The sequence below is a fragment of the Bacillus sp. TCT6 genome (assembly GCF_056033845.1).
This window is the reverse complement of record NZ_JBVYHX010000001.1, coordinates 2,754,128-2,780,144: the sequence shown is the minus strand read 5'-3', so window position 1 is coordinate 2,780,144 and position 26,017 is coordinate 2,754,128. Positions and strand designations below refer to the sequence as shown.

Below are 26,017 nucleotides of genomic sequence, written 5' to 3'. Positions count from 1 at the left end.
ATAAAGTCTTACTGTGGCCAATTAATAGTGACGGTGAATTTGGCCCCTATGGAACATTAAAATTGGATGATCCAAACAGTTATAACTACATTTTTGGACAGGTCAAAAAAGATCAATTTTTTATTGATTTACGTAAGGCGAACGGCGTGACAAAAACTTGGTTACACGAACAACATCCAATTTTCGCTGGAATAACTACCGAAGGGCCTGATATACCAAAAACTGTTGATATATCATTAGGTAAAGCGTTTGATATACTTGTTCAAATTCAAAAAGTGAGTCCATCTCAAGTACATCAATAAATTTAGAATAATATGCCTTAATGACAAATTTCATAGTGTTTCATATAACACAATGAAATTTGTTTTATATAGCAAGAAGAATAATCGCATTAGAAAAAATTAGCAGTTTAACCTGTTAAGAGTAAAACGAATCTTCAATATGTAAAGCGCAAAAACACTGAAGCGAAAAGCATCGGTGTTTTTTGCGCTTTCGGGCACAGATGCTACTTCAACCCTAGTGTACAAGTGATTTTGTATGTAAGGAATTTGTAAGGAATAGGTAAGAAAAAAGAGATTTTCATTGTGTAGGATAAAAATATAAGGAGTCGTGAAGGGGGGATAAGTACGGCCTATATATAACAATCAGTAACAAGAGTGTTTTGTGAAAATAATGAGTACAATGATTGCAAATGCATTGTTGCCTTTTCATCATTGGGAGAATGGATAGCTGTGTGGTTCGTATATGACACTGCTATCAACTATCTATACAATTTTAATAGAAGAGAGGAATTCTTTATGAAAACACGCAGTAAAATTACATGTGCAAGTCTAGCACTTTTAATAGCTGGAAGTTCCCTGTTATACATAACACCAACATCAATTGTAAAAGCAGAACCTACGCAAAATGTATCTAGTTCGTTACAAACAAGTACGAAAAGCGATCGTACTTCCGTTAAGAAAGCAATGCGAGATGAACTGCAACTTGGATACCCGGGAATACTCGCTCAAATTTCTAAGGGGGGTAAAACTTGGAGTTATAGTGCTGGGATAGCGGATTTGAGAACTAAGAAACCAATGAAAGCAGATTTTCGCTTTCGCATTGGCAGTGTGACGAAAACGTTCATTGCAACAGTTCTACTTCAATTATCTGGAGAGAACCGTTTGAATCTAGACGACTCAATTGAAAAATGGTTACCTGGTGTGATTCAAGGAAACGGATATGATGGTAACCAGATTACTATCCGGCAAATATTGAATCATACAAGTGGTATTGCTGACTATATAAATTCAAAAGACTTTGATATTACGGATATAAAAAAATCGTATACGGCTGAAGAATTTGTAAAGATGGGGATTTCACTTCCCCCAGACTTTGCCCCAGGAAAGGGTTGGTCTTATTCAAACACAGGATACGTATTACTGGGGATCCTTATTGAAAAAGTAACTGGCAACAGTTATGCCGAAGAGGTTGAAAATCGGATTATTGAACCGCTTGATTTGTCAAATACATTCCTACCTGGCAATTCAAGCGTGATTCCAGGGACTAAGCATGCCCGTGGCTATTTGCAACTAGACGGAGCGAGTGAGCTAAAAGACGTTACTTATATTAACCCAGGTAGCTCGGATGGAGATATGATTTCTACTGCTGACGACTTAAGCAAATTCTTCTCTTACTTACTAGGTGGCAAATTACTGAAGGAACAGCAGTTAAAACAAATGCTTACTACAGTTCCTACAAATAGAGAGGGAACCGGATATGGTCTTGGAATCCTTGAAATTAAGCTTCCGAACGGTGTCTCGGTATGGGGACACAGGGGGGCCGTTCCAGGGTTTTCCACTTTTGTTGGTGGAACACTTGGAGGTAAACATATACTCGCTATCAATTCGAACAGTTTAAACATTAATAACCCGGAATTTTTTAAAAACATTTTACTTGCTGAATTTAGCAAGTAGGAAAAACGGATAAATTTTGTCATTTGTAATTTCCATCGGAATGGATTACCGCTTGAAATGAGTATAGAGGGATTAAGTATCTAGAAACAATCAAGCCAATCATGAAGGATGGCTAAGTAAAAGGATTTGTTTATACATTGGCCAATTAAAAGAGCAACACATATAATGAGTGATTATGTATATAGTATTGCATTTGTGTTGGTATCGTCACGGATTGTAAATTTGTATAAGGTGCGAAGTCTAATTTAAGACTTCGCACTTTTGCTGTTTAACAGCTTTTATTACGAAGCTATTAACAATAGAAAAAGGAGAATGTAACTAGTTATGTGGATACTACTGTATGATTGGTGCAACAAATTGTGACTCTAACGTATTTGAAAGGTTTGATAAATTCACCGTTTATCGTCCTGACATTGATATTAAAAAGGCATTTAGTGGTACTGCAAGACATCTTGCTTTTGGATCAAGTATCTATAATTGTGTAGGAGCAGCATTTGCAAAATTAGAAATTGAAATAGATTCAACGATCAAAGATAATATTAGCGGAAAAAAATTGAGGGACATTAAAGATTTTGTGAAGAGGACTTCAAAAATGGAATAACATTGTAATAAGTTATATTTCTATTATTAATTGAAAGTTATTACCCTATAAATTCAGTCATTTATTATATAACTGAGTGCATAAAAAATGAACCGAACTCTATTAAATAACGTAAAAGCTAAAAGGTTTTCGCTTTGGGAACATCTCAAAATATTAAATTGATGGTAACTTTGTTGTAGCTCTTTAAACATACCTATATTAAAACCCAAATTTCTCAATTTAATGCTGAGAAATTTGGGTTTTTCTAAAGGAATCAATTTTTTAAAAAATTTTTAGAAATTTAAAGATAAAGTATTGTATACATGTAAGTATGATTAAAAATGAAAAGTTGTAAATGCTAAATTTAATTAAATATGCCTTACTCTCTTTAACATTGGCCTGAATGAATAGTTTATAGGAGATTACACTGGCTAAAGATGCGATAATTGTTCCAAGCCCTCCAATATTTACTCCTAGTAATAAAGCTTTCCAATCAGAAGTAAAGTTTGATAGAAGAATTGAAGTAGGAAAATTGCTAATCAATTGACTCAAAAATATGGAACTAAAGAAGACTGAAGTATCTCCTCTTAAATTAGCGCGAGCAAATGTCCCCAGTGCATCGGAATGGGAAATGTTTCCGATAAAAATAAAAAAACAGACAAAGGTTATTAGAAGAAAGTAATCGATCTTAAATAGTAAGTTTCTATCTAACGTAAATGCTGCTATCAGTGTGACTATTAGCGCGATGTAATAATTAATAACACCAAAAATAGATGCAATGATAGTAATAAGTATCAAAATCCAGACGGTAGCTTTTTTTCGATTTTTCACGGTAATAACAGGTAGTTCTATTTTCAAATCTGTTTTTTGAAGTTTTTGAGTAAATATAAATAATAAACTAATTCCAAGTACAGCTAAAAGCAGAATTGAACCTAAAAATGGGATGAGCTTAATTCCATAGTAAGAATATAGGTATAAATTTTGTGGGTTTCCCATAGGCATCAAGCTACTACCGATGTTTGCTGCAATTGTCTGCAGGATGATTGTCTCCATCATGTTCATTTGTGTTTTTTTACTAATGACAAGTGTTATTGGTACAAAAGTGAGGAGAGCAACATCATTTGTTACAAACATGGAGCAAATAAAGCATAACAAAATTAGAATAATAGATATTGACCTGCTGTTATTGCATTTATTTAAAATCGCAACGGCAAGTTTGTCTAATATCTTTAGCTGTTCCAAGGCCTTAATGGCTACCATCAGATTAAATAAGCTAATTAACACTTCAAAGTTAATATATTCGATCTTTGGCGAATGTATTAAGCAGCTTACAATTGCTAGTATCAGTGAAATGGTAAGTACTAAATCCTTTTTTAAAAATTCGAATTTCATAAGGAGTCTTTTTTTATTTTGAACGAATACTATTTCTTTCACAATACACCACCTGTAATCTATGTTAGTAAATATACGTTTTTTGGGATAACTCGATATTGCTAGAAAAGAGGATGTCATAAGGTCCTAAATAAGAGTTTTGTAATGTTTCATCCCTTCAACAAAATCTTTTTTTCTTAGTGTCTTTCCTGTTGTAAATATGTGCAATATAGACGAATCCAACTAGGGGGATTAATTGAGAAAACAAATGTTTTTTGTATGATAACATAAATAAATTAAATGTTTTATTTTTTTAATATTCTTATAATATTCCATTGATTCTTGATTTCAAATACTTTATATGAACTTCTAAAAGAGAAAAAATATGCATGTTTTTATGAAGAAAATAGAGGCTTGTCAGAGGTTAGGTAGAACAGCATCCGCGACGTTTGGATACTGTATAAAATTCACAAAATCTCACTGTTTTTTTAGATGAAAAATCTTAAAATATTTTTTTGTTTTTATAAAAATCTGTACTTTTTCGTAACATTCTGTACTTTTAATTATAAATTAAAGACAAGCTTCTCTTAGTTGAAGATTGAAAGCGCTTCATAGTTTTTCTATAAATTTTTTATCTAGCCTATTTTTGAGATTAGTAGTGAGAAAGGAGATATTTCCATGTTCTTGAGAAAATTAACAAATAACCAGTTAATCACTATTGATTTTATGATTTAAATCACCGGTAAACGAAACAAACATAATAGTACAACAATGTTAGTGGATAAAAATATTAGTTTGCAGAAAGGGGTAGAGCATCCGTTTGTATAAGCGTTAAGTACTTCAAAATTTCAGTTTTACGGTTACATGTTGTGCTGTTTGCTTAAACAGGCCAATCCGATTAATATAGAAAATTTTTATCCTTGTTGTATTTGAATATGAAAGAGGTATTTATACCAGGAAATATAGGTGATTTTATATAAATTATAATATATAAACTTTGGCATGGAGTGATGATATGGAAAGGTTTTTTGTAGAGTTAGTCGGATCAACAAATGATTTTTTATGGTCTAAATTGTTAATTATTATGCTTGTTATTTGCGGAATTTATTTTACATTTAAATTGAATTTTGTACAGTTTCGAATGTTAAAAGAGATGGTCCGTGTATTAATGGAGGGGAAAAGTGGTTCTAAAGATCAAATCTCTCCTTTTCAAGCGTTTTGTATTGGTATGGCAGCCCGCGTTGGGACAGGGAATATTACAGGAATTGCGATTGCAATTGCATTAGGTGGTCCTGGAGCTGTATTTTGGATGTGGATTATTTCTATTATTAGCTCGGCATCTAGTTTTGTCGAAAGCACATTAGCACAGATATATAAAGTAAAAGATAAAACTGGTTTCCGCGGTGGTCCATCCTATTATATGGAAAAAGGGTTGAATAAACGTTGGATGGGAGTATTATTCTCTATTTTAATCACAATTACTTTTGGACTTGTATTCAATTCAGTACAATCAAATACAGTTACAATTGCTTTTCAAAACTCATTTGGTACAGATCGTCTAACAGTTGGGATAATCATGGCCATTGCTTTCGCTGCGATTATTTTTGGTGGTGTACAACGTATTGCAAAAATGGCTGAATACAAGGTGGTATTTTTAGCGGTATTATACATTGGAGTTGCATTATTTGTTGTAGTTACCAACATATCAAAAATGCCGGAAGTTCTTTCTCTTATTGTTCAAAACGCATTTGGTTTTAAACAAATAGCAGGCGGTTCAATTGGTGCAGCACTTATGAATGGAGTTAAACGCGGTTTATTCTCAAATGAAGCTGGTATGGGAAGTGCACCAAACGTTGCTGCAACAGCAACAACAAGTCATCCGGTGAAACAAGGACTGATTCAAGCATTTGGTGTATTAACGGATACACTAATCATTTGTACTAGCACCGCCTTTATTATTTTGCTGTCTGATGCATATAAACAACCGGGGTTAAATGGTATTGCACTTACACAAGCAGCATTAAGTGAACACATAGGCCCTTGGGCATCGGGTTGTCTTGCTATCTTTGTTTTTTTATTTGGATTTGGTGCGTTAATTGGCAACTATTATTATGGTGAAACAAACATTCGCTTCTTACATACAAGTAAAGTGTGGTTAATGATATACAGAATAAGTGTGTTGGCTATGATTGTATTTGGTTCTGTTGCAAAGATTCAAATTGTATGGGATTTAGCGGACTTATTTATGGGCTTTATGGTTATTATTAATTTAATTGCTATTACCTTACTTTCAAAAGTAGCATTTGCGGCGTTACAAGATTATATAAACCAGAAAAAAGCTGGTAAAGATCCTATTTTTTATAAAGAAAACATTAAAGGACTTGAAAATATTGAATGTTGGGATAGTTATGAGAAAACTTCAAAAAAGAAAAGTGTGTAATAAGAAGGATATTCAGACTGCAATATGTCTGAATATTTTTCTTGGTTCTAGTGCAAATATTATTGATTATAGTAAAGAAAAAATCATTCTATATAAAGTTAATAGTACGGGGGAATATTATTAAATGATAAAGGATTCTAGCGTTCAAGTTGAGGGGCAAGAAAAAGTTTGCTTAGATCAATGGGTAGCTCATTATCGAGCGTATGCAGCTAAGGGACGAAGCGCCAGTTATATTCCCGCTCTGGGGGAAATAAATGTATCGCAGTTAGGTATTTGTATAGTAAAGCCAGATGGAACAATGATAAAATCAGGAGATTGGGAGATACCTTTCACATTACAAAGTATATCAAAAGTAATCGGTTTTATAGCCGCTTGTTTAAGTCGCGGTATTTCTTATGTATTAGAACGAGTTGACGTAGAGCCAACTGGAGATGCCTTTAATTCAATTATTCGTTTAGAGATACATAAACCAGGAAAACCTTTTAATCCTATGATCAATGCTGGAGCGATTACGATAGCTTCACTTTTGCCAGGGACATCGGTGCAAGAAAAATTAGAATCTCTATACGTATTAATTGAAAAAATGATAGAGAAGCGTCCCGCTATTAATGAAATAGTATTTCAATCAGAATGGGAAACGGCTCATCGTAATAGAGCATTAGCATACTATTTAAAGGAGAATGGTTTTCTAGAATCAGATGTGGAGGAGACACTAGAGGTTTACTTAAAACAATGTTCGATTGAAATAAATACAGAAGATATTGCCTTAATAGGGCTTATACTAGCACATGATGGATATCATCCTATTCGCAAAGAACAAGTGCTCCCTAAAGAAGTAGCTAGGTTAACAAAAGCTTTAATGCTTACTTGTGGAATGTACAACGCTTCTGGAAAATTTGCTGCTTTCATTGGATTACCAGCTAAGAGTGGGGTATCCGGCGGAATTATGACACTTGTTCCCTCAAAATCTAGGAAGGATTTATCGTTTCAAGATGGATGTGGTATTGGTATTTACGGACCAGCCATTGATGAGTATGGGAATAGTTTACCAGGAATTATGTTGTTAGAACATATTGCAAAAGAATGGGATTTAAGTATATTTTAAAAAGGAGCACAGATATTTTGGTGTTAGAGCGAGTCCAAAAGTGTTCAGACCTTATATTGTGTCTGAACATTTTTGAGTTATAAAGTATCTTTCTAAAGTAGAAGAGTGTAATGAATACTCACAATCTATAATGCTTTCGTTTATAACTTATTTATCAGTTTTTGAAAAAAATAGAGTAAGTATTGTATTAATGCAAATAGGTTTGTATACTGACTGTTAGGCGAAAGTGAGAAGTGATTATTTTGAATCTTAGTAATTTAGTAAAAAAAGACATCTATATTCTCGTTTTAATGATACTTACAGTACCCTTAGTAGGTGAAATAAAGTCATTTCCCTTAAATGAAACATTTAGAATGAGCTTTGGTGCACCAACATTTTTCTTTTTTTTATTATTGTTTCGACGAGTTCCAGCATTTTTACCGGGTTTTTTAACAGCGATAGTCGTGGTAGTATTTCGTATCTCAATGGATGTCATTATAAAGGAAAATATGGATTGGCTAGCCGCTTTTCATACTCACTATCCTAGTTTTTTCTTTTATTTTACTTATTCGTATCTCTTTCATTTAGCAAAAATCAAACGTTTTTATCATCAACCACTAATGATTGGTTTTATTGGTTGCATGATTGAAATACTGTCAGACTGTGTGGAATTAATGATTCAATATTTCGTATTAAAAACATCGATCACATCCGAGGCAATAAATGAGATCATTGTTATCGCATGTTCCCATAGTTTTATAGTTCTAAGCTTTTTCAATATGATGAAATTGTATGAAGCACAATCAAGGGAGCGACATATAAAGAAACAAAATGAACATATGCTCATGCTCATCTCTAATTTATATGAAGATGCTGTTCATTTAAAAAAAACATTACAAGATGCTGAGAATATAACAAAAAAATCCTATGATTTATATAAAACTTTAGACTCTTTTGAGCATAAACAGATGGATTTTCAGTTTGAGGATTTAAGGCAACAGGCATTACAAATTGCTGGTGAGGTCCATGACGTTAAAAAGGATAACCAACGTATTTTTGCGGGACTTTCAAAACTAATTTCTGATGAAAGTTTTACAGATTATATGTCTGTACATGAACTAGTAAATATCATTATACGGGCAAATACGAAATATGCACAGTTGTTAGAGAAAGATATCCAATTTGTGTATAAAATTGATGGTGTGCATCCTCATTATCATATTTATACAATCTTATCTATTATAAATAATATCGTTACAAACGCTGTAGAAGCTATCCAAGGTATGGGAACCATCACAATTGACATTAATAAAGACCACCATTTTGTTGAATTTCAAATAGGCGATAATGGTCCTGGTATTTCTTCAAAATATAAAGATTCAATTTTTGAGCCTGGGTTTACTTCTAAATATGATGATTTAGGCAATCCATCGACAGGTATCGGATTATCGTATGTTAAAGAAATGGTCGCACAACTTGAAGGTGATGTTACGCTTGAGGACAGAACCGAAGGAAAAGGATCAATTTTTATAATTAGATTAGGGATTGATCATATAATTTCGAAAGGGTGATTCTATGTATTTTTATATAGTAGATGATGAAAAAGCGGTTCGCTCAATGTTGGCTCAAATTATCGAGGATGAAGATCTTGGGGAGGTTATAGGAGAAGCTGAGGATGGTTTATCTTTAGAGCAACAAATGGTAATCCTTAAAAATATAGACATTTTATTTATCGATTTGTTAATGCCGAATCAAGATGGAATAAAAACAATTCGTCAAATAAAGCCTTCGTTTAAAGGGAAAATCATCATAGTCTCTCAAGTAGAATCAAAAGAATTAATTGCTGAAGCTTATTCGCTTGGTGTTGAATACTATATTATTAAGCCAATTAACCGGATTGAAGTATTAACAGTTGTTCGGAAAGTCATTGAACGAATTCGTTTGGAAAAATCAATAAAAAACATTCAAGAATCGCTTAATATGGTACTAAAATTGGATAGTAATTCAAGTGTGCAAGAAAAATACCGTAATGAAAAACATTTAAATACTTTCAATCATTTTCAAAATTCCATTCATTTTCTTTTGTCTGAATTAGGAATAGCCAGTGAAAGTGGAAGTAAAGATTTAATGGATATGCTAGATTATTTATATAAATATGAACAAGATAACACGTTGGAACAAGGCTTTCCCTCACTAAAAGAGATTTTTATGAATTTGGCTCAAAAAAAACTTGGGGATTCAGCTGAAGATGCCGAATTAAAAAGGTTCATAGAAGCTTCCAAACAACGGATTCGGAGAGCAATTTATCAATCATTAAACCATTTAGCATCCCTTGGACTTACTGATTTTTTAAACCCGAAGTTCGAAAATTATGCTTCTAGATTTTTTGATTTTACTACCGTAAGGAGAAAGATGACAGAATTGAATAATGAACCAACATTACCTGCTCGTATTGATACGAAAAAATTTATTCAAGTTCTTTATTTTGAAGCAAAACGAATACACCTGGAGTTAAGATGATAAACTCTTGCTAATTATTATTTTCAATTGCTAGATTGATAATTGTTTTCATGTTATTTGTTTTATATAGTTTTTCTAAGAGAGTATTTTCCTTTATTTCATATTGATTTTAAAATCAGAAAATTCCGTATCGATTCGGTAGAAGTGTATGAACTTAGAACAAAAGAATATGTATTTTTTATTTTTTTAAACATTAATATTCATTAAAAAAAACGAGTATTTTCACAATAAAATATAAATACATAGTAAGTTGAATTTAAAAAAAGATGCTATCTTCTAGCATCTTTTTTTCTTTAAGAGGAAATATCATTGATCCTTATATTATTTGAAATTCAAATGCGAGCATATAAATAACGGAAAAGGAGATAATATTTAACAAATTATAATTGGAAATGGTATTTTAGGTCAGAAATGTTTTTATACTAATTAGGTTATTGGTACTAAATAAGCATAATGTCTCGCTTTTCTGCTCTTTAATCTTATCGTTATTTTTTATTAAGTACATATCGTTTTTTAGAAATCTCAATCCTAGCAGAGTATATAAATTGGGTGATAAAAATGTGGAACATAATTACTTCTTATCTTCCAGATTGGAAAGTCTTTGTACAAGCTTTTATCTTGTTTTTAATTCCGTATACTATCTCAAGAGTTTTTCATTGGGTTCGTATGTCAGAGAAAGAGTGGGAAGAATGAGTTGGTGGAAGTCAAGAGACAAACAAGTGAAAAAAAATAATATTCAAAGTAAAACGAAACAAGAGCATAAACCTTCTCAAAATGCAATCGTTCATTTCACAAATGATTTTGCCTCTAACTTAGAACTTATAAAGCAACAAATCGGACATAATTCTGATGTTCGCTTTCGGAAGTTTAATATTGGACGCACAGATATTCAGGCTGGGATCGTTTTTGTTGATGGCCTATCAGATAAAGAGATAATTGACAAACATATTATGAAATTACTAATGGATGATTTTTCTGATGAATATAAAAATGAAACTTCTTATGTGGAGGGGACTGTTTCAAAAGAATATATTAAAAATAAAGTTCTTACAATTAGTGAAGTAGCAGAAGTCCATTACATAAAAGATTTAATACCCAAAGTATTGATAGGTTCAACAGCTCTTTTAATTGATGGTTTAGCAGATGTGTTTATTCTTGGTACAACAAAAGCAAATAAACGAAACATTGAAGAACCAGTATCGGAGGCATTAGTCAGAGGGCCACGGGTCGGTTTTACTGAAGTATTAAGTGATAATACCTCACTTTTGCGACGACATTGTGCGGATGAGAGCTTATCATTAGTAAAGCTACCAGTAGGAGAACGTGCAAAGAAAGAGTTAGTTGTCGCATTTATTAGAGATCTTGCTAGTACAGAATTGGTGGATGAAGTAAAAAACAGAATTCAGAAAATTGACATAGACAGTGTACTCGAATCTGGTTATATAGAGCAACTCATTGAAGATAATTATCTAAGTCCTTTTCCACAGATTCAAAATACAGAACGACCTGATCGTGTTATTAGTGCTTTAATGGAAGGTCGAGTAGCTATTTTGTTAGATGGAACACCATTTGTTTTAATTGCTCCAGTTACATTTAGTATGCTGCTGCAATCACCAGAAGATTATTATGAAAGGTGGCTTCCTGGTACGCTTCTCCGCTTATTACGCTTCATGACAGCTTTTGTTTCATTATTTGCTCCAGCACTGTATATTTCTTTTATTTCATTTCATCCAGGATTAATTCCCACTAAGCTCGCTATTTCTATTATCGGATCGCGAGAAGGAGTTCCTTTTCCCGCTTTAATAGAAGCGTTAATTATGGAAGTAGCTATCGAAGTTTTGCGAGAAGCAGGTTTACGTCTGCCTAAACCGATTGGACCTGCAATGGGAATTGTGGGCGGTTTAATAATTGGTCAAGCTGCCGTAGAAGCAGGAATTGTTAGTCCAATAATGGTTATCGTTGTTGCGGTAACAGCTATTTCTTCTTTTACTATTCCACAATATAGTGTAGGAATTACGTTACGCATTCTTCGTTTTGTAGCTATGTTTTGTGCTGCGATATTTGGTTTGTATGGAGTTATTCTCTTCTTTCTTTTACTTTGCAGTCATTTAGTGAAACTGAAAAGTTTTGGCGTTCCTTATACCAGTCCTGCTGTTCCATATCGATTCAGTGACTGGAAAGATTTTATGGTTCGCATGCCATTAAAAATAATGAGACGTCGACCAAAAATAATGCATACCAAAAAAAATATCCGCAAAAGGTAGCTGATGACGAAAGGAAGTGGCCTTCAGTGATTACTAAACTTAAAGACCGAATAACAACTTCACAGGCAGTTGTTATTATTGTAAATTACATACTTGGGACAGGAATTCTCACTCTGCCTAGAGCATCTGTGGAAAAAGTGAAAACACCAGATGTATGGATAAGTGTGATATTAGGTGGAATACTGGCAATGGTTTCAGGAGTAATTATGGTCAAATTAAGTCAGCAGTTTCCAGAAAAAACATTTTACCAATACAGTCAAGATATTGTAGGGAAATGGATAGGCAGGTTGCTTAGTTTTCTTATTATAGGGTATTTTCTTACAACTTCAGCATTTCAAATTCGTTCAATGGCAGAAGTAATAAGCTTTTTTTTGCTCGAAGGAACCCCCACATGGGCTATTGTTATGCCTTTTATGTGGATAGGTCTCTATTTGATTATGAGTGGTATTAATTCAATTGCACGGATGTTTGAAATAATATTTCCTATTACTGTTTTTATTTTTTTAATCATTTCCTTTATGAGCATCGGAATATTCGAGATAGATAATCTCCGTCCCGTATTAGGTTTGGGAATTAAACCAGTATTAGATGGGATAAAAACAACGTCTCTCGCATATACAGGTCCTGAAATTATGTTAATTCTTTTGGTATTTATGGAACAACGAAATAAAGCAGTAAAAGCTATTTTAGTTGGAATTTCTATTCCGTTAATCTTTTATGTAATAACTGTTGTAATGGTCATTGGTGCATTATCAATTGATGGGGTTGTAACAAGAACATGGCCGACAATTGACCTTATGCGCAGTTTTGAAATTTCTGGATTGATATTTGAACGTTTTGAATCTTTACTGCTTGTAATATGGATTATGCAAATATTTGCTACCTATACGATTAGTTATTATGCAGCTGCATTAGGATTAGCGCAACTCTTTAAAAAGAGTATTCATCCGTTTATTTTTGCTTTGATTCCAATCATTTACATCATTGCTATGACTTCGAAAAATATAAATGACTTGCTTAAATTGGGGGATATGCTCGGTAATGCTGCTTTATTTTTATTTGGTTTACTGCCACTGCTTCTTCTTATTATTACGCGATTAAAAGGAGGAGTAGTGTGAAAAATAAATTTAATTATATGCGGTTCTATTTTGCTTTGTTATGGACGCTTTTGCTTCTATTTTTAACAGGATGTTGGAGCAGTAAAGAAGTAGAAGAGTTGAGTTTAACTGCAGGTATAGCACTAGATAAAGGGAAGAATTCAACAATTGAGAAAGAAGATGAGGAAGGAGGTTATCCTAAAAGAAATCTTATAACAGCTACTTATCAAATTGTTAGTTCGCAAGCACAAAGTAAAGGAAATGGACAACAAAAACGTTATATTAATGTTTCTGAGACAGGTGATTCCATTCATCAAATTGTTCGTGAGTTTTCATTGAAAAGAGAGAGCACAATGTTCAGCCCACATTTAAAAAACATTGTTATTAGTGATAGTCTTGTACGTACATACAGTTTAGAACAATTACTTGAACAGTATCTCCGTGACAATGAAGTTCGGCTTAGCTGTATGCTCTTAATTAGCAAGGGGCTAGCGAAGGAGGTACTGGAATCAAACAAAAAAGGAGAAATTCCAGCATTTCGTTTGTCTGGAATTGCAGATAATAGAAATAGAACAACAAGGATTTTACCTCCTGTATCGCTCGCTAAATTGGAAGGAAAGATGCGGTCAGGGTCCAGTTTTCTTTTGCAAAATGTAATCTCGATAAAAGGGGAAACAAAATTTGCAGGAGCTGCTGTAATTAAAGGGAAGACAAAAAAGTTGATGGGCTTTTTAAATGAACAGGAATTGGAAGGAGTAGTATGGATAAACGGAAAAAGGAATGGTGGTGTGGTAAAAACTTTTGATAAAGAATCAAAGAAACTCATTATATACGAAATAAAGTCAATAAAAAGCAAAATCATACCACATGTTAACGGAAATAATATTTCCTTTGATGTAAACATTGAATCAGAAGGGCGTTTGTCTGAAAATTGGATGCAATCAGGAAAAGATTTTGAAAATGAATTTTTAAAAAAGGAAGAAAAAGCTATTGAAAAAGAAGTAAAGCACTTAGTACATCATGTTACAAAAAAAATACAAAAAGAATATCAAGTCGATATTGCGGGTTTTGGCAACCAATTAAGAATTAAACACCCGAGAACATGGGAGAAAGTCAAAAAAGATTGGGATCAAACATTTAGTAAAGTACCGATTAAATATCATATAAATGTAACTATACAAGATTATGGAGCGTCAAGTTTAAAACGATGAGATACCTTAATTGAAATTATATTTGAATCAAAACAAAAAGTTATAAAAGTTTTAATTTGAAAATTTTTGTAACTTTTTGTTTTTTTATGTCCTTCTTATTATAGATTAAAGAAATGATTTTATCCCGCTATTTGCCGGGCAGTAAGACTCACACCTCAAAATTCAGCGAAAGCAAAGAAGTTATTAGAGGTATATGTAAGCTCTATATAGGAAGGAGAATTTTGAAATTCTATTGATAAATCAAGTAATTGTAATAGCCCTTATTTAGAATAATAATTTCAAAATCAATAAAATTTAGAGTAGAAGGAGCAAGAGCAAATTATTATGAATAAACAAATAGGTTTTATCGGATGTGGAAACATGGGTATTGCTATGATAGGTGGGATGATTAAAAAAAATATAGTTTCTCCAGATCAAATAATTTGTTCAGATTTAAATGTCATTAATTTAAAAAATGCTAGTAATGAATATGGCATAACTATAACTACTAACAACAATGAAGTCGCTAACAGCGCTGACATTTTAATTTTATCAATCAAACCAGATTTATACTCATCGGTAATTAACCAAATAAAAGATCAAATAAAAAATGATGTAATCGTTGTAACTATTGCTGCAGGAAAAAGTATTAAGAGCACTGAGAATGAATTTGGTAGAAAGTTGAAAGTTGTTAGAGTAATGCCTAATACACCGGCACTTGTTGGAGAAGGAATGTCTGCGTTATGTTTTAATGAAATGGTTACAGAAAAAGATATAAAAGAGGTACTGAACATATTTAATATTTTCGGCCAGACGGAGGTCATAAATGAAAAACTAATGGATGTTGTTACATCTATTAGTGGTTCTTCTCCAGCATATGTGTATATGTTTATAGAAGCCATGGCAGATGCTGCTGTACTTGGCGGTATGCCGAGAAAACAAGCTTATAAATTTGCGGCTCAGGCTGTATTAGGTTCTGCAAAAATGGTATTGGAAACAGGAATACATCCAGGTGAATTGAAGGATATGGTTTGTTCTCCAGGTGGAACGACGATAGAAGCTGTAGTAACGCTAGAAGAAAAAGGTTTAAGAACAGCTATCATTTCAGCTATGAAACGTTGTACGCAAAAATCTATGGAAATGTCTAGTTTAACTAGTAAGTGAGAAGCGAATTTATATAATATTTCAAATCTATTTAATGTAAAAGAAATATTATGAGGCTAGTTAATAACTAAGTAAATTTATATACAACACTAACGAGAAGAATAAACCTTATTTTAAAGGGGATACAGAAAATATGAGTAATTTACTAAAAAAGAAATCCGTTACACAATTGTTGGAGCATAATCAAAGCAAGACTTTAACGAAAACATTAGGAGCATTTGATTTAATTATGTTAGGGGTAGGCTCGATAGTTGGAACGGGTGTTCTTGTGTTAACTGGATTAGTAGCAGCAAGAAATGCTGGTCCAGCAGTTGTTTTTTCATTTATACTTGCAGCAATTATATGTGGATTTATAGCATTATGTTACGCGGAAATTGCTTCTACACTCCCGGCGTCTGGTAGTGTATATACGTACTCATATGCAACAATTGGTGAGTTTGTTGCTCATCTAGTAGGTTGGTCATTGCTGTTAATATATATCGTGGCAACAGCGGCTGTCGCTGCTGGATGGACAGGCTATTTCCACAATTTAATAAAGGGATTTGGATTAGAGATACCTAAAGCTCTAGTAACGATTCCTTCGCATGGTGGTATTGTGAATCTACCAGCAGTAATCATTACATTGATATTAGCATGGATGTTATCCCGTGGTACGAGGGAAAGTAAACGAATCAATAATACAATGGTATTGATTAAAATTGGAATGATTTTGTTGTTTATTACGGTTGGTATATTCTATGTAAAACCAATGAACTGGATACCAATTGCACCATACGGTTTAAGTGGAGTTTTTACGGGTGGAGCAGCTATTTTATTCGCTTTTACGGGTTTTGATATATTAGCAACTTCAGCAGAAGAAGTAAAAGACCCGAAACGTAATCTTCCGATCGGTATTATTGCATCATTAATCATATGTACAATTATTTATGTTATGGTATGCCTTGTTATGACAGGAATGGTTTCCTATAAAGAATTAAATGTCCCTGAGGCAATGGCTTATGTAATGGAAGTTGTAGGACAAGGAAAAGTCGCTGGTGCAATTGCTGCAGGTGCTGTAATTGGCCTTATGGCTGTTATTTTTTCCAATATGTATGCGGCAACACGAGTATTCTTTGCAATGAGTCGTGATGGATTGTTACCGAAATCATTTGCGAAAGTTAATAAGAAAACTGGAGCACCCACTTTTATAACTGGATTGGCAGGAATAGGGAGCTCTATAATAGCTGGGTTTATTGATTTGAAAGAATTAGTTAATTTAGTTAATATCGGTAGTTTGGTGACGTTTGCGTTAGTTTGTCTATCAGTTATTATTCTACGTAAATCACACCCAAATTTAAAACGTGGATTTATGGTACCTTTTGTACCTGTATTACCATGCGTTGCAATTGTATGTTGTTTGTTTTTAATGCTAAATTTACCGTTAAGGACATGGGTGTACTTTAGTATTTGGATTACTATTGGGGTAGTAATATATTTCCTTTATTCGATAAAACACAGTAATTTAAATGAGGAAACGATCTCGAAATTACATGATAAAATTGCGAGATAATAACGATAGAAAATTTTATTAATAATCATATTGATAGTTGAGTAACATAGAAACAGTTTTTTGACATTTAGCAAGAGATAAAATAAGAGATGCTAGGGCAGCTAAGTACTTTTTTAGAAACCTTGCTTGTTTTTTACGATTTAAAACTGCTAAGGAGAGAGAAGTATGAGTGAATTGCATTTTATGAGTATAGAAGAATTGGATAATAAATTGAAAAAATCTGACAGTGGTATTTATTTCATTAAAGATTATAATGACAATATTATTTATGTAGGCAAGGCTTTTAGTATAAAAAGTAGAGTATTAGCTCATTTTAATAGTTATTCCAATATTGAGGAATATGTACATTTATTTAATAAAGTAGCGTATCTCATTGAAGATAGTTTGTTAAAACGCTCATTGTTACAAGTTACTTATATGATTAAATATAAACCAGTATTAAACAAAGAAGTACAAAAAGAATTCCCAGAGTTGTATACTCAATACATTAAGCAGACAAATAAAAAATCTATGTTGTTAGAAATTGATGAAGCTAAAGAAAAAGGGGAGGAGTTAAAGAATAAATTAGTAAAATTAGTGGGTGGAAAAACTATGTTTTATGACATAATTTCTCTGTTAAACAATGGATATAACTATCATGTTCTCGCAAAAGTATTGAGCATAGAACTTCAAACTTTAATTATAATAAAAGAACACCGAAATAAATTCCCGATACCACATAATTATAAGAGGACAATAAAACATCAAGATATAATGTATGCTTTATCTGGAAAAAAGAATTTAAGTACTTCAAGGTTAAACACTTAACTTTAAAATAGTAAATTCGTTGCTTTTGTAGCTTTTATTGTTATATTGAAATGTAATGTACATTTGTGTTTCAAATTTAATTGGTGGAATAAGGGGAGGGAAAGGGTTCCTATAAAAATACTGGAAGAAATTAGGTCGCTTATGCATAAATAGCATAAGTAGGCACATGTTATTTATAAATATATTGGAAGTGCAATTATAAATATTCAAAGATACGAAAGTAATACAAAGGAAATTCTTATTTCTGCTACTACAAGTACTATTGAGCAAATGAAGTATGAAATTGCTTTTGAACTAAGAGTCACACTGGGACCTGATACATCACATCATCTGCAAATGGTTCGGATCGGTGGAGAGTTTACAAAACGCTTAGTTTGAATGGCTGAAAAACAGTTAACAGGTCAATACAGATTACACTAAGAAAATAATCCGTATATATACGGATTATTTTTCCTTTAATTTACAAAAAAATAAATTTCGAAATTGAAAAAACCTCTCAGATTCCTTTGTAATAATCTTTTTTAGTTGTGTTAATGACATAGGTATCGAAAGGTGATAAATTCGATACGAACGATGTATGATCCCTTAAAAGGGTTTTGGTGTTATTTATAATTTTAATTCCATAATACTTAAGCCGATATAATAAAATGTTTTATGTCTAAATTGATATAAAGTAATGATTATTAAGTGATATTTCTTTTTTTATAGAATAAGTAAAAACTGATACTGTAGTAATTACTGTTTTGAGATCAATTTACTGTGTACCTTAATTATTGAAGTTTTTTGTTGATTAACAACTATTGTGTTTGGAAATTAATAATAAGTTTATCCCGCTATTTGCCGGGCAGTAAGACCCCCACCTCAAAATTCAGCGGAAGCAAAGAAGTTAGGTGGGGGATCAACTGTCTGTAAAATCCCGATTTGTGTGGGCTAATAATCAGTGGGGGATGAACAAAACCCCCACTGATTAAAGTTTCACTTTATGTGATGCGGTAATAAAACTAGCTATTTTGCTATTCTTAGTATTTGTAAAGTCTATATATTTTTCCCTCTTTTGTGGAAAGTAAAACTAATGTTACGACCAGTAATATAGTGTCATTTTTTGAATATTCCATTCGTTTTTTATTTTTATTTTTAGTTGATGAAAAGACCTTTCTCTCAATTAAATGTTTAATTGAGCACTTGAATTTCCTCCACCTTGTACTTTTCAAAACATAGTGTTTCAAAAATAGCCGTATCGCTTTCCTCTTTTTCCGATTTCACGACTTCTTTATTATCTTTTTCTAAAATTTGGAGCAAAATAGTTTTTCAGTTTCATATTTAAATTAGCAGTATTTATTTTTTGAATTCAATTTGTATAAATGATTGAATTGGAACTTTGACTGTTATTTCTTGCGGTGGTACAGTATCTCCTGTTACTTTCGTTTTATTTGTAATATTTTTCTATCTCGGTCCTCGCATTGACTATCACTGTATTTTGTAGTGCTTCACTGTTTTCTCAAGTTCAATAATTATATCTTGTAGAATTAAGAAAAGAACTTAGCTTATTTCGTTTACTTATCTACTCTGATATTTAGATGCTAACTACAATTAAATAATATATGATTTTTATAAAAAAGATATAGTAATATTTTGTTGTGAATTGTACTAATTTGATATTTTATAGTATTATTTGTCGTGAATTATATCTAACAGAATATATTTTATGGATCTATAAAGGAGAATGTAATGAATACTTCTATCGATATACAACACTTGTGTGATCTTGCACATAAAGCATTTAATGCCCCTGTACATATTTTATCTGCAGACAGAAAAATTTTATATCATTCTACATCTGATAATGTTTGTAGTCCTTTTTATTCTTCAAAAGAAGAACATCTTAGTGATATTTATCAAGAAAACGATCCCTTTAACTTGCCACTTTTCCGAAGTAACAACTATCTTGAAAATTTTGTTCTAATTCATATAGAAAATCATGATGATATTAAAGGGACTATTATAATCGGTCCTACTATACATCCAAAAGATTCAGATGATATGATCATAAAATTTCAGAAAGAATTTAAATCAAATGATAACATTCAAGAAAGACTTGCCTATTATCAGTGTTTATCTGAGATTAAAAAAACTACATTAATTGATATGGGAATTTTATTACATTACATGATTTTCAATGAAAAGTTAGATGTAGATATTGTCTTGGAAAAAAATAAAGTACTAGAGGAAATTCCTAATAAAAATGTGAAACCTGATTTATATATTTTAAAACGTCGACAAAACAAACCTAAAACGCACAATATGTCATTAGTAAATGATTTCTTTTCGACTATTAAAGAAGGGAATAAAAAAAAGTTAATACAGTATATGTATGCGGTTTCGCAAGAAGATGTTGAACTTATGCTAATAGAGGATCCGCTCAGGAATCAAAAAAACCTTGGAATTATTGCGATTACCTTAGCCACTCGATATGCAATAGAAGGAAACCTGCCACCAGATATTGCTTTTGCTCATAGTATTTTATATATACAAACCCTGGAACAATTAGATAATGTAGAATCTGTAAAGCGATTGTCAGGGGATGCTTTACGTACTTTTGCAGATCGTGTGAAAGAATACAATGCAAAAAAGTATTCTTACGCGGTTACTACATGTATAAAACATATTAATAAAAATGTTTACGATGGAATATCTCTGAATGAACTTGCTAATCATTTAGAAATTACGCCTACTTATCTGTCTAAACTATTTAAAAAAGAAATGGGAATTACTTTAAGCGAATATATTCAAAGGGAACGAGTGGAAGAAGCAAAGAAATTATTAACACTCACTACTTATTCGTTATCAGATATCTGTGCTTGGCTTAACTTTAATGACCAAAGTTATTTTATAAGAGTTTTCAAAAAAATCACTAGCATGACCCCTAGGCAGTACCGTGAAAAATATACAATAATATAAGTTTGTTATCTACTGTCTCCAATGTAAAGACTTAAACATGGGTGTAAGTATCCCAAAAAATGAAAATTCACTAACCATTATTTTGCTAAAGGAAACAAAAAGATAGAAGGCTGCAAAGTGTTCCAAGGAAGCTTTGCAGCTTTTTTGTAATTTAAAACCTATGTTTATAACGATGATAAGTTTATAGACTAATATCTTCATATTATATATTTATTAATAATGATATTAGGATATTTCGTGAAAAAATCAATAATATAACATATATTACTAAATATATCTACATTTTATGCAATTATACATAACTAAATAAAGGTAAAAAAGTATAAAAAAACCTATTATATTATTCTATAAGTATTTTTTCTAAAATAAAATTTCTTGGTTGAGCTAAAATAGTTATTTTTAACCGTATACACATTAATTTGTAATCATTACAATTACAGAAATGAAATTTACGAATAACTATATTTATATAATTTTTTTCGGTTCATATTTTTATTTAACAGTAAATTATCGAGCGTAATCGACAAAATTTTTCTATTTACGCATTAAAAATTTAATGTTTTAATGAACAACATAACTGGTATGACCAGACAGAAAGGAGAAGGTTACGCTAATAGGAATTATAGTGAAGTTATAAGTAACATTATGTCTTTAATAATTTTCTAAATAGTCAATTTATTTACAAGAGGTCAAGAATCAAATTGGTAATAAACGTGTTCTAAGTTTCTGCATAACAAAAGTGAAGTTATTCCGCAATAAAAGTATAAGCAATGTACAGTATAATTTCACCTTTTGTTGTCTACTAAGGAGTTTGCTGACAAAACTAAGAGGGATATTATCAAATTGAAATTAAACAATGTTATGACAAGATTAACTGTAAGCATTGGTTTATTGATCCTCACGATTCTGTAAGTTAAACCGCAACTTTAGGAAAGAATTAATAATTTACTACTCATAAGGTGCCTGATTCAAATATAGTTAATAAATTTTTGTTATTTATATTTAAAAAAATAGAGTATCGAAATGAGAGATAAATAAAATCCTTACATCCTATTAGAAGTAAAAAACAACGATATTAACGTATCTGAAAGATTTCTCCTTCTTATCCAGTTTACAAAGAGAGCGGTCGTACAAGTTATATGAATTAAGTTATAAAAACAATGGTAAAGGAGTGTACGGAATGAAAACTAAAATAATGACAGGATTATTAGTCACATCCATTGTAACTGGAGCAACTATTCCTATCAATACTCTCGCAACACCAATCGTTCAAGCGGAAACTCAACAGGAAGGCATGGATATTTCCTCTTCATTACGAAAATTAGGTGCGCAATCTAAATTAATCCAAACGTATATTGATCAATCTTTAATGAGTCCTAATGTACAGCTAGAGGAAGTCCCAGCTTTAAATACCAATCAATTCCTAATCAAACAAGATATGAAGGAATGGTCATCGGAACTCTATCCACAGTTAATTCTATTAAATTCAAAAAGTAAAGGATTTGTAACAAAATTTAATAGTTATTACCCGACATTAAAATCGTTTGTAGACAATAAAGAAGATAGAGAAGGATTTTCGGATAGACTTGAAGTACTTCAAGAAATGGCTATGACGAATCAAGAAAATGCGCAACGACAAATCAATGAATTAACAGATCTTAAATTACAGCTTGATAAAAAATTAAAAGATTTTGATACTAATGTGGCAACTGCGCAAGGCATACTAAGTACAGATGGAACAGGAAAAATAGATCAGTTAAAAAATGAAATATTAAATACCAAAAAAGCAATTCAAAATGATTTACAGCAAATTGCATTAATACCAGGAGCTTTAAATGAGCAGGGATTTGCTATATTCAAAGAAGTTTATAGTCTTTCAAAAGAAATTATTGAACCAGCTGCTCAAGCAGGGGTGGCAGCGTATAACAAAGGAAAAGAAATTAACAACTCTATTCTAGAAGCGGAGAAAAAAGCGGCGCAAGAAGCGACAGAACAAGGTAAAACTGCTCTAGAGATTGAATCAGCAAAAAAAGCAGCTCGTGAAGCAATTGAGAAAAGCAAACAAGGTGAAATAGCAGCCGCAGCCGCAGCAAAAACACAAGAGTATGACCTGATGAAGGTCATTGATACCGAAAAGATTAAGAAAACATTTGGCGTTTTTGCTGAAGTAAATAAATTAACAGCAGAACAGCGAGCATATTTAGATGATTTAGAGAAACAAAATCAAAAAATATATGATTTAACAACGAAACTATCAATAGCTGATTTACAAAAATCAATGCTTCTTCTTACACAAAATGATTTGCATACGTTTGCAAATCAAGTAGATGTAGAACTGGATCTACTAAAGCGCTATAAAGAAGATTTAAATCTAATAAAAAATAGCATTACAAAATTATCTACTAATGTTGATACAACTAACGAGCAGTCTCAAAAAGATACATTAAGACAATTAAAAAATGTAATAAGTTACCTTGAAGAACAAGTATATAAATTTTAATATTGCGTTTTTAGGGAATTCATACAGATTATAAGCATTTAGCGAAAGAAGGAGAATAGTCATGAAAAAATTTCCATTCAAAGTACTAACTTTAGCTACATTAGCAACTGTTATAACTGCTACTACCGGTAACACTATTCATGCATTTGCACAAGAAACGACCGCTCAAGAACAAAAAGTAGGCAATTATGCATTAGGCCCCGAAGGACTGAAGAAAGCATTAGCTGAAACAGGGTCTCATATTCTAGTAATGGATTTATACGCAAAAACAATGATTAAGCAACCAAATGTAAATTTATCTAATATCGATTTAGGCTCAGAGGGGGGAGAGTTGCTCAAAAATATTCACCTTAATCAAGAGCTGTCACGAATCAATGCGAATTACTGGTTAGATACAGCGAAGCCACAGATTCAAAAAACTGCTCGTAATATTGTAAATTACGATGAACAATTTCAAAATTATTACGACACATTAGTAGAAACTGTACGAAAGAAAGATAAGGCAGGTCTAAAAGAGGGTATAAATGATTTAATTACTACAATCAATACAAATTCAAAAGAAGTTACAGATGTGATTAAGATGCTACAAGACTTCAAAGGGAAACTATATCAAAATTCTACAGATTTTAAAAATAATGTTGGTGGTCCAGATGGGAAAGGTGGATTAACTGCAATATTAGCAGGTCAACAGGCAACGATTCCACAACTTCAAGCTGAAATTGAGCGACTTCGTTCTACTCAGAAAAAACATTTTGATGATGTATTAGCATGGTCAATTGGTGGTGGATTGGGAGCAGCTATTTTAGTTATTGCAGCTATTGGAGGAGCGGTAGTTATTGTTGTAACTGGCGGTACAGCAACACCGGCTGTTGTTGGTGGACTCTCGGCTCTTGGTGCAGCTGGTATCGGTCTAGGAACTGCGGCTGGTGTCACAGCATCTAAGCATATGGACTCCTATAATGAAATTTCTAACAAAATCGGAGAATTAAGTATGAAAGCAGATCGTGCTAATCAAGCAGTTCTTTCGCTTACTAACGCGAAAGAAACATTGGCATATTTATATCAGACTGTAGATCAAGCGATATTGTCTCTAACAAATATTCAAAAGCAATGGAATACAATGGGCGCAAATTATACAGATTTACTGGATAATATCGATTCTATGCAAGACCACAAATTCTCTTTAATACCAGATGATTTAAAAGCCGCTAAAGAAAGTTGGAATGATATTCATAAAGATGCAGAATTCATTTCAAAAGATATTGCTTTTAAACAGGAGTAGAACTGAAATTTAAAACCTAAATTGGAGGAAAATGAAATGATAAAAAAAATCCCTTATAAATTACTCGCTGTATCGACGCTATTAACTATTACAACTGCTAATGTAGTTTCACCAGTAACAACTTTTGCAAGTGAAATTGAACAAACGAACAATGGAGATACGGCTCTTTCTGCAAATGAAGCGAGAATGAAAGAGACCTTGCAAAAGGCTGGATTATTTGCAAAATCTATGAATGCCTATTCTTATATGTTAATTAAGAATCCTGATGTGAATTTTGAGGGAATTACCATTAATGGATATGTAGATTTACCTGGTAGAATCGTACAAGATCAAAAGAATGCAAGGGCACATGCTGTTACTTGGGATACGAAAGTAAAAAAACAGCTTTTAGATACATTGAATGGTATTGTTGAATACGATACAACATTTGACAATTATTATGAAACAATGGTAGAAGCGATTAATACAGGGGATGGAGAAACTTTAAAAGAAGGGATTACAGATTTGCGAGGTGAAATTCAACAAAATCAAAAGTATGCACAACAACTAATAGAAGAATTAACTAAATTAAGAGACTCTATTGGACATGATGTTAGAGCTTTTGGAAGTAATAAAGAGCTCTTGCAGTCAATTTTAAAAAATCAAGGTGCAGATGTTGATGCCGATCAAAAGCGTCTAGAAGAAGTATTAGGATCAGTAAACTATTATAAACAATTAGAATCTGATGGGTTTAATGTAATGAAGGGTGCTATTTTGGGTCTACCAATAATTGGCGGTATTATAGTGGGAGTAGCAAGGGATAATTTAGGTAAGTTAGAGCCTTTATTAGCAGAATTACGTCAGACTGTGGATTATAAAGTAACCTTAAATCGTGTAGTTGGAGTTGCTTACAGTAATATTAATGAAATGCACAAGGCGCTTGATGATGCTATTAACGCTCTTACTTATATGTCCACGCAGTGGCATGATTTAGATTCTCAATATTCGGGCGTTCTAGGGCATATTGAGAATGCAGCTCAAAAAGCCGATCAAAATAAATTTAAATTCTTAAAACCTAATTTAAATGCAGCGAAAGACAGTTGGAAAACATTACGAACAGATGCTGTTACATTAAAAGAAGGAATAAAGGAATTAAAAGTGGAAACTGTTACTCCACAAAAATAGGGAAATATTAATTCTGCGTAAAGTGAACTAAAACATAGAAAGTCTATGATTACACTGTTAAACAGAAAAGTAATAATTAATAAATCCTTATA

Annotated in this window: 19 protein-coding genes and 1 pseudogene; 18 read left to right on the top strand and 2 right to left on the bottom strand. The window is 32.1% G+C overall.

Going from position 1 to position 26,017, the window contains the following annotated elements:
* Nucleotides 1-23: 23 nt before the first annotated feature.
* From AC0ONG_RS14220 to AC0ONG_RS14210, 3 genes and pseudogenes are all read left to right on the top strand, one after another.
* Nucleotides 24-302 (top strand): annotated as a pseudogene (locus AC0ONG_RS14220) (erythromycin esterase family protein); the annotation flags it as partial.
* Between the two features lie 429 nt (nucleotides 303-731).
* The gene (locus AC0ONG_RS14215; protein WP_015945838.1) at nucleotides 732-1,955 is read left to right on the top strand and encodes a serine hydrolase domain-containing protein; all 1,224 of its coding nucleotides are present in this window, start codon (nucleotides 732-734) and stop codon (nucleotides 1,953-1,955) included.
* Nucleotides 1,956-2,295: 340 nt separating this feature from the next.
* Nucleotides 2,296-2,556, top strand: coding sequence for a cytochrome P450 (locus AC0ONG_RS14210; RefSeq protein WP_474203603.1), 261 nt, complete (start codon nucleotides 2,296-2,298; stop codon nucleotides 2,554-2,556).
* A gap of 261 nt (nucleotides 2,557-2,817) precedes the next feature.
* Here the strand turns inward: AC0ONG_RS14210 and AC0ONG_RS14205 are convergent, their stop codons facing one another.
* Nucleotides 2,818-3,969 carry an anion transporter gene (locus AC0ONG_RS14205; protein ID WP_000659290.1) on the bottom strand — a complete coding sequence of 384 codons (1,152 nt, stop codon included), beginning with the start codon at nucleotides 3,967-3,969 and terminating at the stop codon, nucleotides 2,818-2,820.
* Nucleotides 3,970-4,921: 952 nt separating this feature from the next.
* Here AC0ONG_RS14205 and AC0ONG_RS14200 point away from each other — a divergent pair.
* The 11 genes from AC0ONG_RS14200 to AC0ONG_RS14150 all read left to right on the top strand — a co-directional run bounded on the left by AC0ONG_RS14200 (nucleotide 4,922) and on the right by AC0ONG_RS14150 (nucleotide 18,399).
* Complete coding sequence (locus AC0ONG_RS14200; protein WP_000439283.1) at nucleotides 4,922-6,346, top strand: alanine/glycine:cation symporter family protein; 1,425 nt, start codon at nucleotides 4,922-4,924, stop codon at nucleotides 6,344-6,346.
* Nucleotides 6,347-6,470: 124 nt separating this feature from the next.
* On the top strand, nucleotides 6,471-7,451 hold the full coding sequence (gene glsA, locus AC0ONG_RS14195) for a glutaminase GlsA (RefSeq protein ID WP_000588648.1): 981 nt from the start codon (nucleotides 6,471-6,473) through the stop codon (nucleotides 7,449-7,451).
* A gap of 233 nt (nucleotides 7,452-7,684) precedes the next feature.
* Nucleotides 7,685-9,001, top strand: coding sequence for a sensor histidine kinase (locus tag AC0ONG_RS14190; RefSeq protein WP_003261227.1), 1,317 nt, complete (start codon nucleotides 7,685-7,687; stop codon nucleotides 8,999-9,001).
* Between the two features lie 4 nt (nucleotides 9,002-9,005).
* Nucleotides 9,006-9,950: a response regulator gene (locus AC0ONG_RS14185; RefSeq protein ID WP_086413300.1), complete on the top strand. Its 945-nt coding sequence runs from the start codon at nucleotides 9,006-9,008 to the stop codon at nucleotides 9,948-9,950.
* A gap of 689 nt (nucleotides 9,951-10,639) precedes the next feature.
* A complete protein-coding gene (locus AC0ONG_RS14180; protein WP_199670295.1) occupies nucleotides 10,640-12,214 on the top strand; it encodes a spore germination protein in 1,575 nt (524 codons plus the stop codon).
* Nucleotides 12,215-12,240: 26 nt separating this feature from the next.
* Nucleotides 12,241-13,332 (top strand): spore germination protein, encoded by a 1,092-nt coding sequence (locus AC0ONG_RS14175; RefSeq protein ID WP_000628928.1) that lies wholly within the window; start codon nucleotides 12,241-12,243, stop codon nucleotides 13,330-13,332.
* Entirely contained in the window at nucleotides 13,329-14,522 is a 1,194-nt protein-coding gene (locus tag AC0ONG_RS14170; protein WP_000790795.1) for a Ger(x)C family spore germination protein, read from the top strand. The genes AC0ONG_RS14175 and AC0ONG_RS14170 overlap by 4 nt, the downstream gene beginning before the upstream one ends.
* 324 nt (nucleotides 14,523-14,846) lie before the next feature.
* Nucleotides 14,847-15,665, top strand: coding sequence for a pyrroline-5-carboxylate reductase (gene proC / locus AC0ONG_RS14165; RefSeq protein WP_001041290.1), 819 nt, complete (start codon nucleotides 14,847-14,849; stop codon nucleotides 15,663-15,665).
* Between the two features lie 133 nt (nucleotides 15,666-15,798).
* Entirely contained in the window at nucleotides 15,799-17,214 is a 1,416-nt protein-coding gene (locus AC0ONG_RS14160) for an amino acid permease (protein ID WP_000067454.1), read from the top strand.
* Nucleotides 17,215-17,379: 165 nt separating this feature from the next.
* Nucleotides 17,380-18,021, top strand: a complete 642-nt coding sequence (locus AC0ONG_RS14155; protein ID WP_001292159.1) for a GIY-YIG nuclease family protein — start codon at nucleotides 17,380-17,382, stop codon at nucleotides 18,019-18,021.
* 198 nt (nucleotides 18,022-18,219) lie between these two features.
* Nucleotides 18,220-18,399, top strand: coding sequence for a small, acid-soluble spore protein, alpha/beta type (locus AC0ONG_RS14150; protein WP_042598237.1), 180 nt, complete (start codon nucleotides 18,220-18,222; stop codon nucleotides 18,397-18,399).
* 792 nt (nucleotides 18,400-19,191) lie between these two features.
* Here AC0ONG_RS14150 and AC0ONG_RS14145 read toward each other — a convergent pair.
* Nucleotides 19,192-19,320 carry a hypothetical protein gene (locus AC0ONG_RS14145; protein ID WP_003281887.1) on the bottom strand — a complete coding sequence of 43 codons (129 nt, stop codon included), beginning with the start codon at nucleotides 19,318-19,320 and terminating at the stop codon, nucleotides 19,192-19,194.
* A 429-nt stretch (nucleotides 19,321-19,749) separates the two neighbouring features.
* Here AC0ONG_RS14145 and AC0ONG_RS14140 point away from each other — a divergent pair, with 429 nt between their 5' ends.
* The 4 genes from AC0ONG_RS14140 (at nucleotide 19,750) to hblA (ending at nucleotide 25,925) form a co-directional block, all read left to right on the top strand.
* On the top strand, nucleotides 19,750-20,979 hold the full coding sequence (locus AC0ONG_RS14140; protein ID WP_001097907.1) for a helix-turn-helix domain-containing protein: 1,230 nt from the start codon (nucleotides 19,750-19,752) through the stop codon (nucleotides 20,977-20,979).
* Nucleotides 20,980-22,159: 1,180 nt separating this feature from the next.
* Complete coding sequence (gene hblC / locus AC0ONG_RS14135; RefSeq protein WP_000850235.1) at nucleotides 22,160-23,479, top strand: hemolytic enterotoxin HBL lytic component L2; 1,320 nt, start codon at nucleotides 22,160-22,162, stop codon at nucleotides 23,477-23,479.
* A gap of 61 nt (nucleotides 23,480-23,540) precedes the next feature.
* Nucleotides 23,541-24,761 carry a hemolytic enterotoxin HBL lytic component L1 gene (hblD, locus tag AC0ONG_RS14130; protein ID WP_474203602.1) on the top strand — a complete coding sequence of 407 codons (1,221 nt, stop codon included), beginning with the start codon at nucleotides 23,541-23,543 and terminating at the stop codon, nucleotides 24,759-24,761.
* A gap of 36 nt (nucleotides 24,762-24,797) precedes the next feature.
* Nucleotides 24,798-25,925, top strand: coding sequence for a hemolysin BL binding component B (gene hblA, locus AC0ONG_RS14125; RefSeq protein WP_000591972.1), 1,128 nt, complete (start codon nucleotides 24,798-24,800; stop codon nucleotides 25,923-25,925).
* Nucleotides 25,926-26,017 lie beyond the last annotated feature (92 nt).

Excerpts from the sequence above, each read along its gene's own strand:
- AC0ONG_RS14210 (WP_474203603.1), top strand. The coding sequence starts at position 2,296 with ATGATTGGTGCAACAAATTGTGACTCTAACGTATTTGAAAGGTTTGAT.
- AC0ONG_RS14200 (WP_000439283.1), top strand. The coding sequence starts at position 4,922 with ATGGAAAGGTTTTTTGTAGAGTTAGTCGGATCAACAAATGATTTTTTA.
- glsA (WP_000588648.1), top strand. The coding sequence starts at position 6,471 with ATGATAAAGGATTCTAGCGTTCAAGTTGAGGGGCAAGAAAAAGTTTGC.
- AC0ONG_RS14185 (WP_086413300.1), top strand. The coding sequence starts at position 9,006 with ATGTATTTTTATATAGTAGATGATGAAAAAGCGGTTCGCTCAATGTTG.
- AC0ONG_RS14180 (WP_199670295.1), top strand. The coding sequence starts at position 10,640 with ATGAGTTGGTGGAAGTCAAGAGACAAACAAGTGAAAAAAAATAATATT.
- proC (WP_001041290.1), top strand. The coding sequence starts at position 14,847 with ATGAATAAACAAATAGGTTTTATCGGATGTGGAAACATGGGTATTGCT.
- AC0ONG_RS14160 (WP_000067454.1), top strand. The coding sequence starts at position 15,799 with ATGAGTAATTTACTAAAAAAGAAATCCGTTACACAATTGTTGGAGCAT.
- AC0ONG_RS14155 (WP_001292159.1), top strand. The coding sequence starts at position 17,380 with ATGAGTGAATTGCATTTTATGAGTATAGAAGAATTGGATAATAAATTG.
- AC0ONG_RS14140 (WP_001097907.1), top strand. The coding sequence starts at position 19,750 with ATGAATACTTCTATCGATATACAACACTTGTGTGATCTTGCACATAAA.
- hblC (WP_000850235.1), top strand. The coding sequence starts at position 22,160 with ATGAAAACTAAAATAATGACAGGATTATTAGTCACATCCATTGTAACT.
- hblD (WP_474203602.1), top strand. The coding sequence starts at position 23,541 with ATGAAAAAATTTCCATTCAAAGTACTAACTTTAGCTACATTAGCAACT.
- hblA (WP_000591972.1), top strand. The coding sequence starts at position 24,798 with ATGATAAAAAAAATCCCTTATAAATTACTCGCTGTATCGACGCTATTA.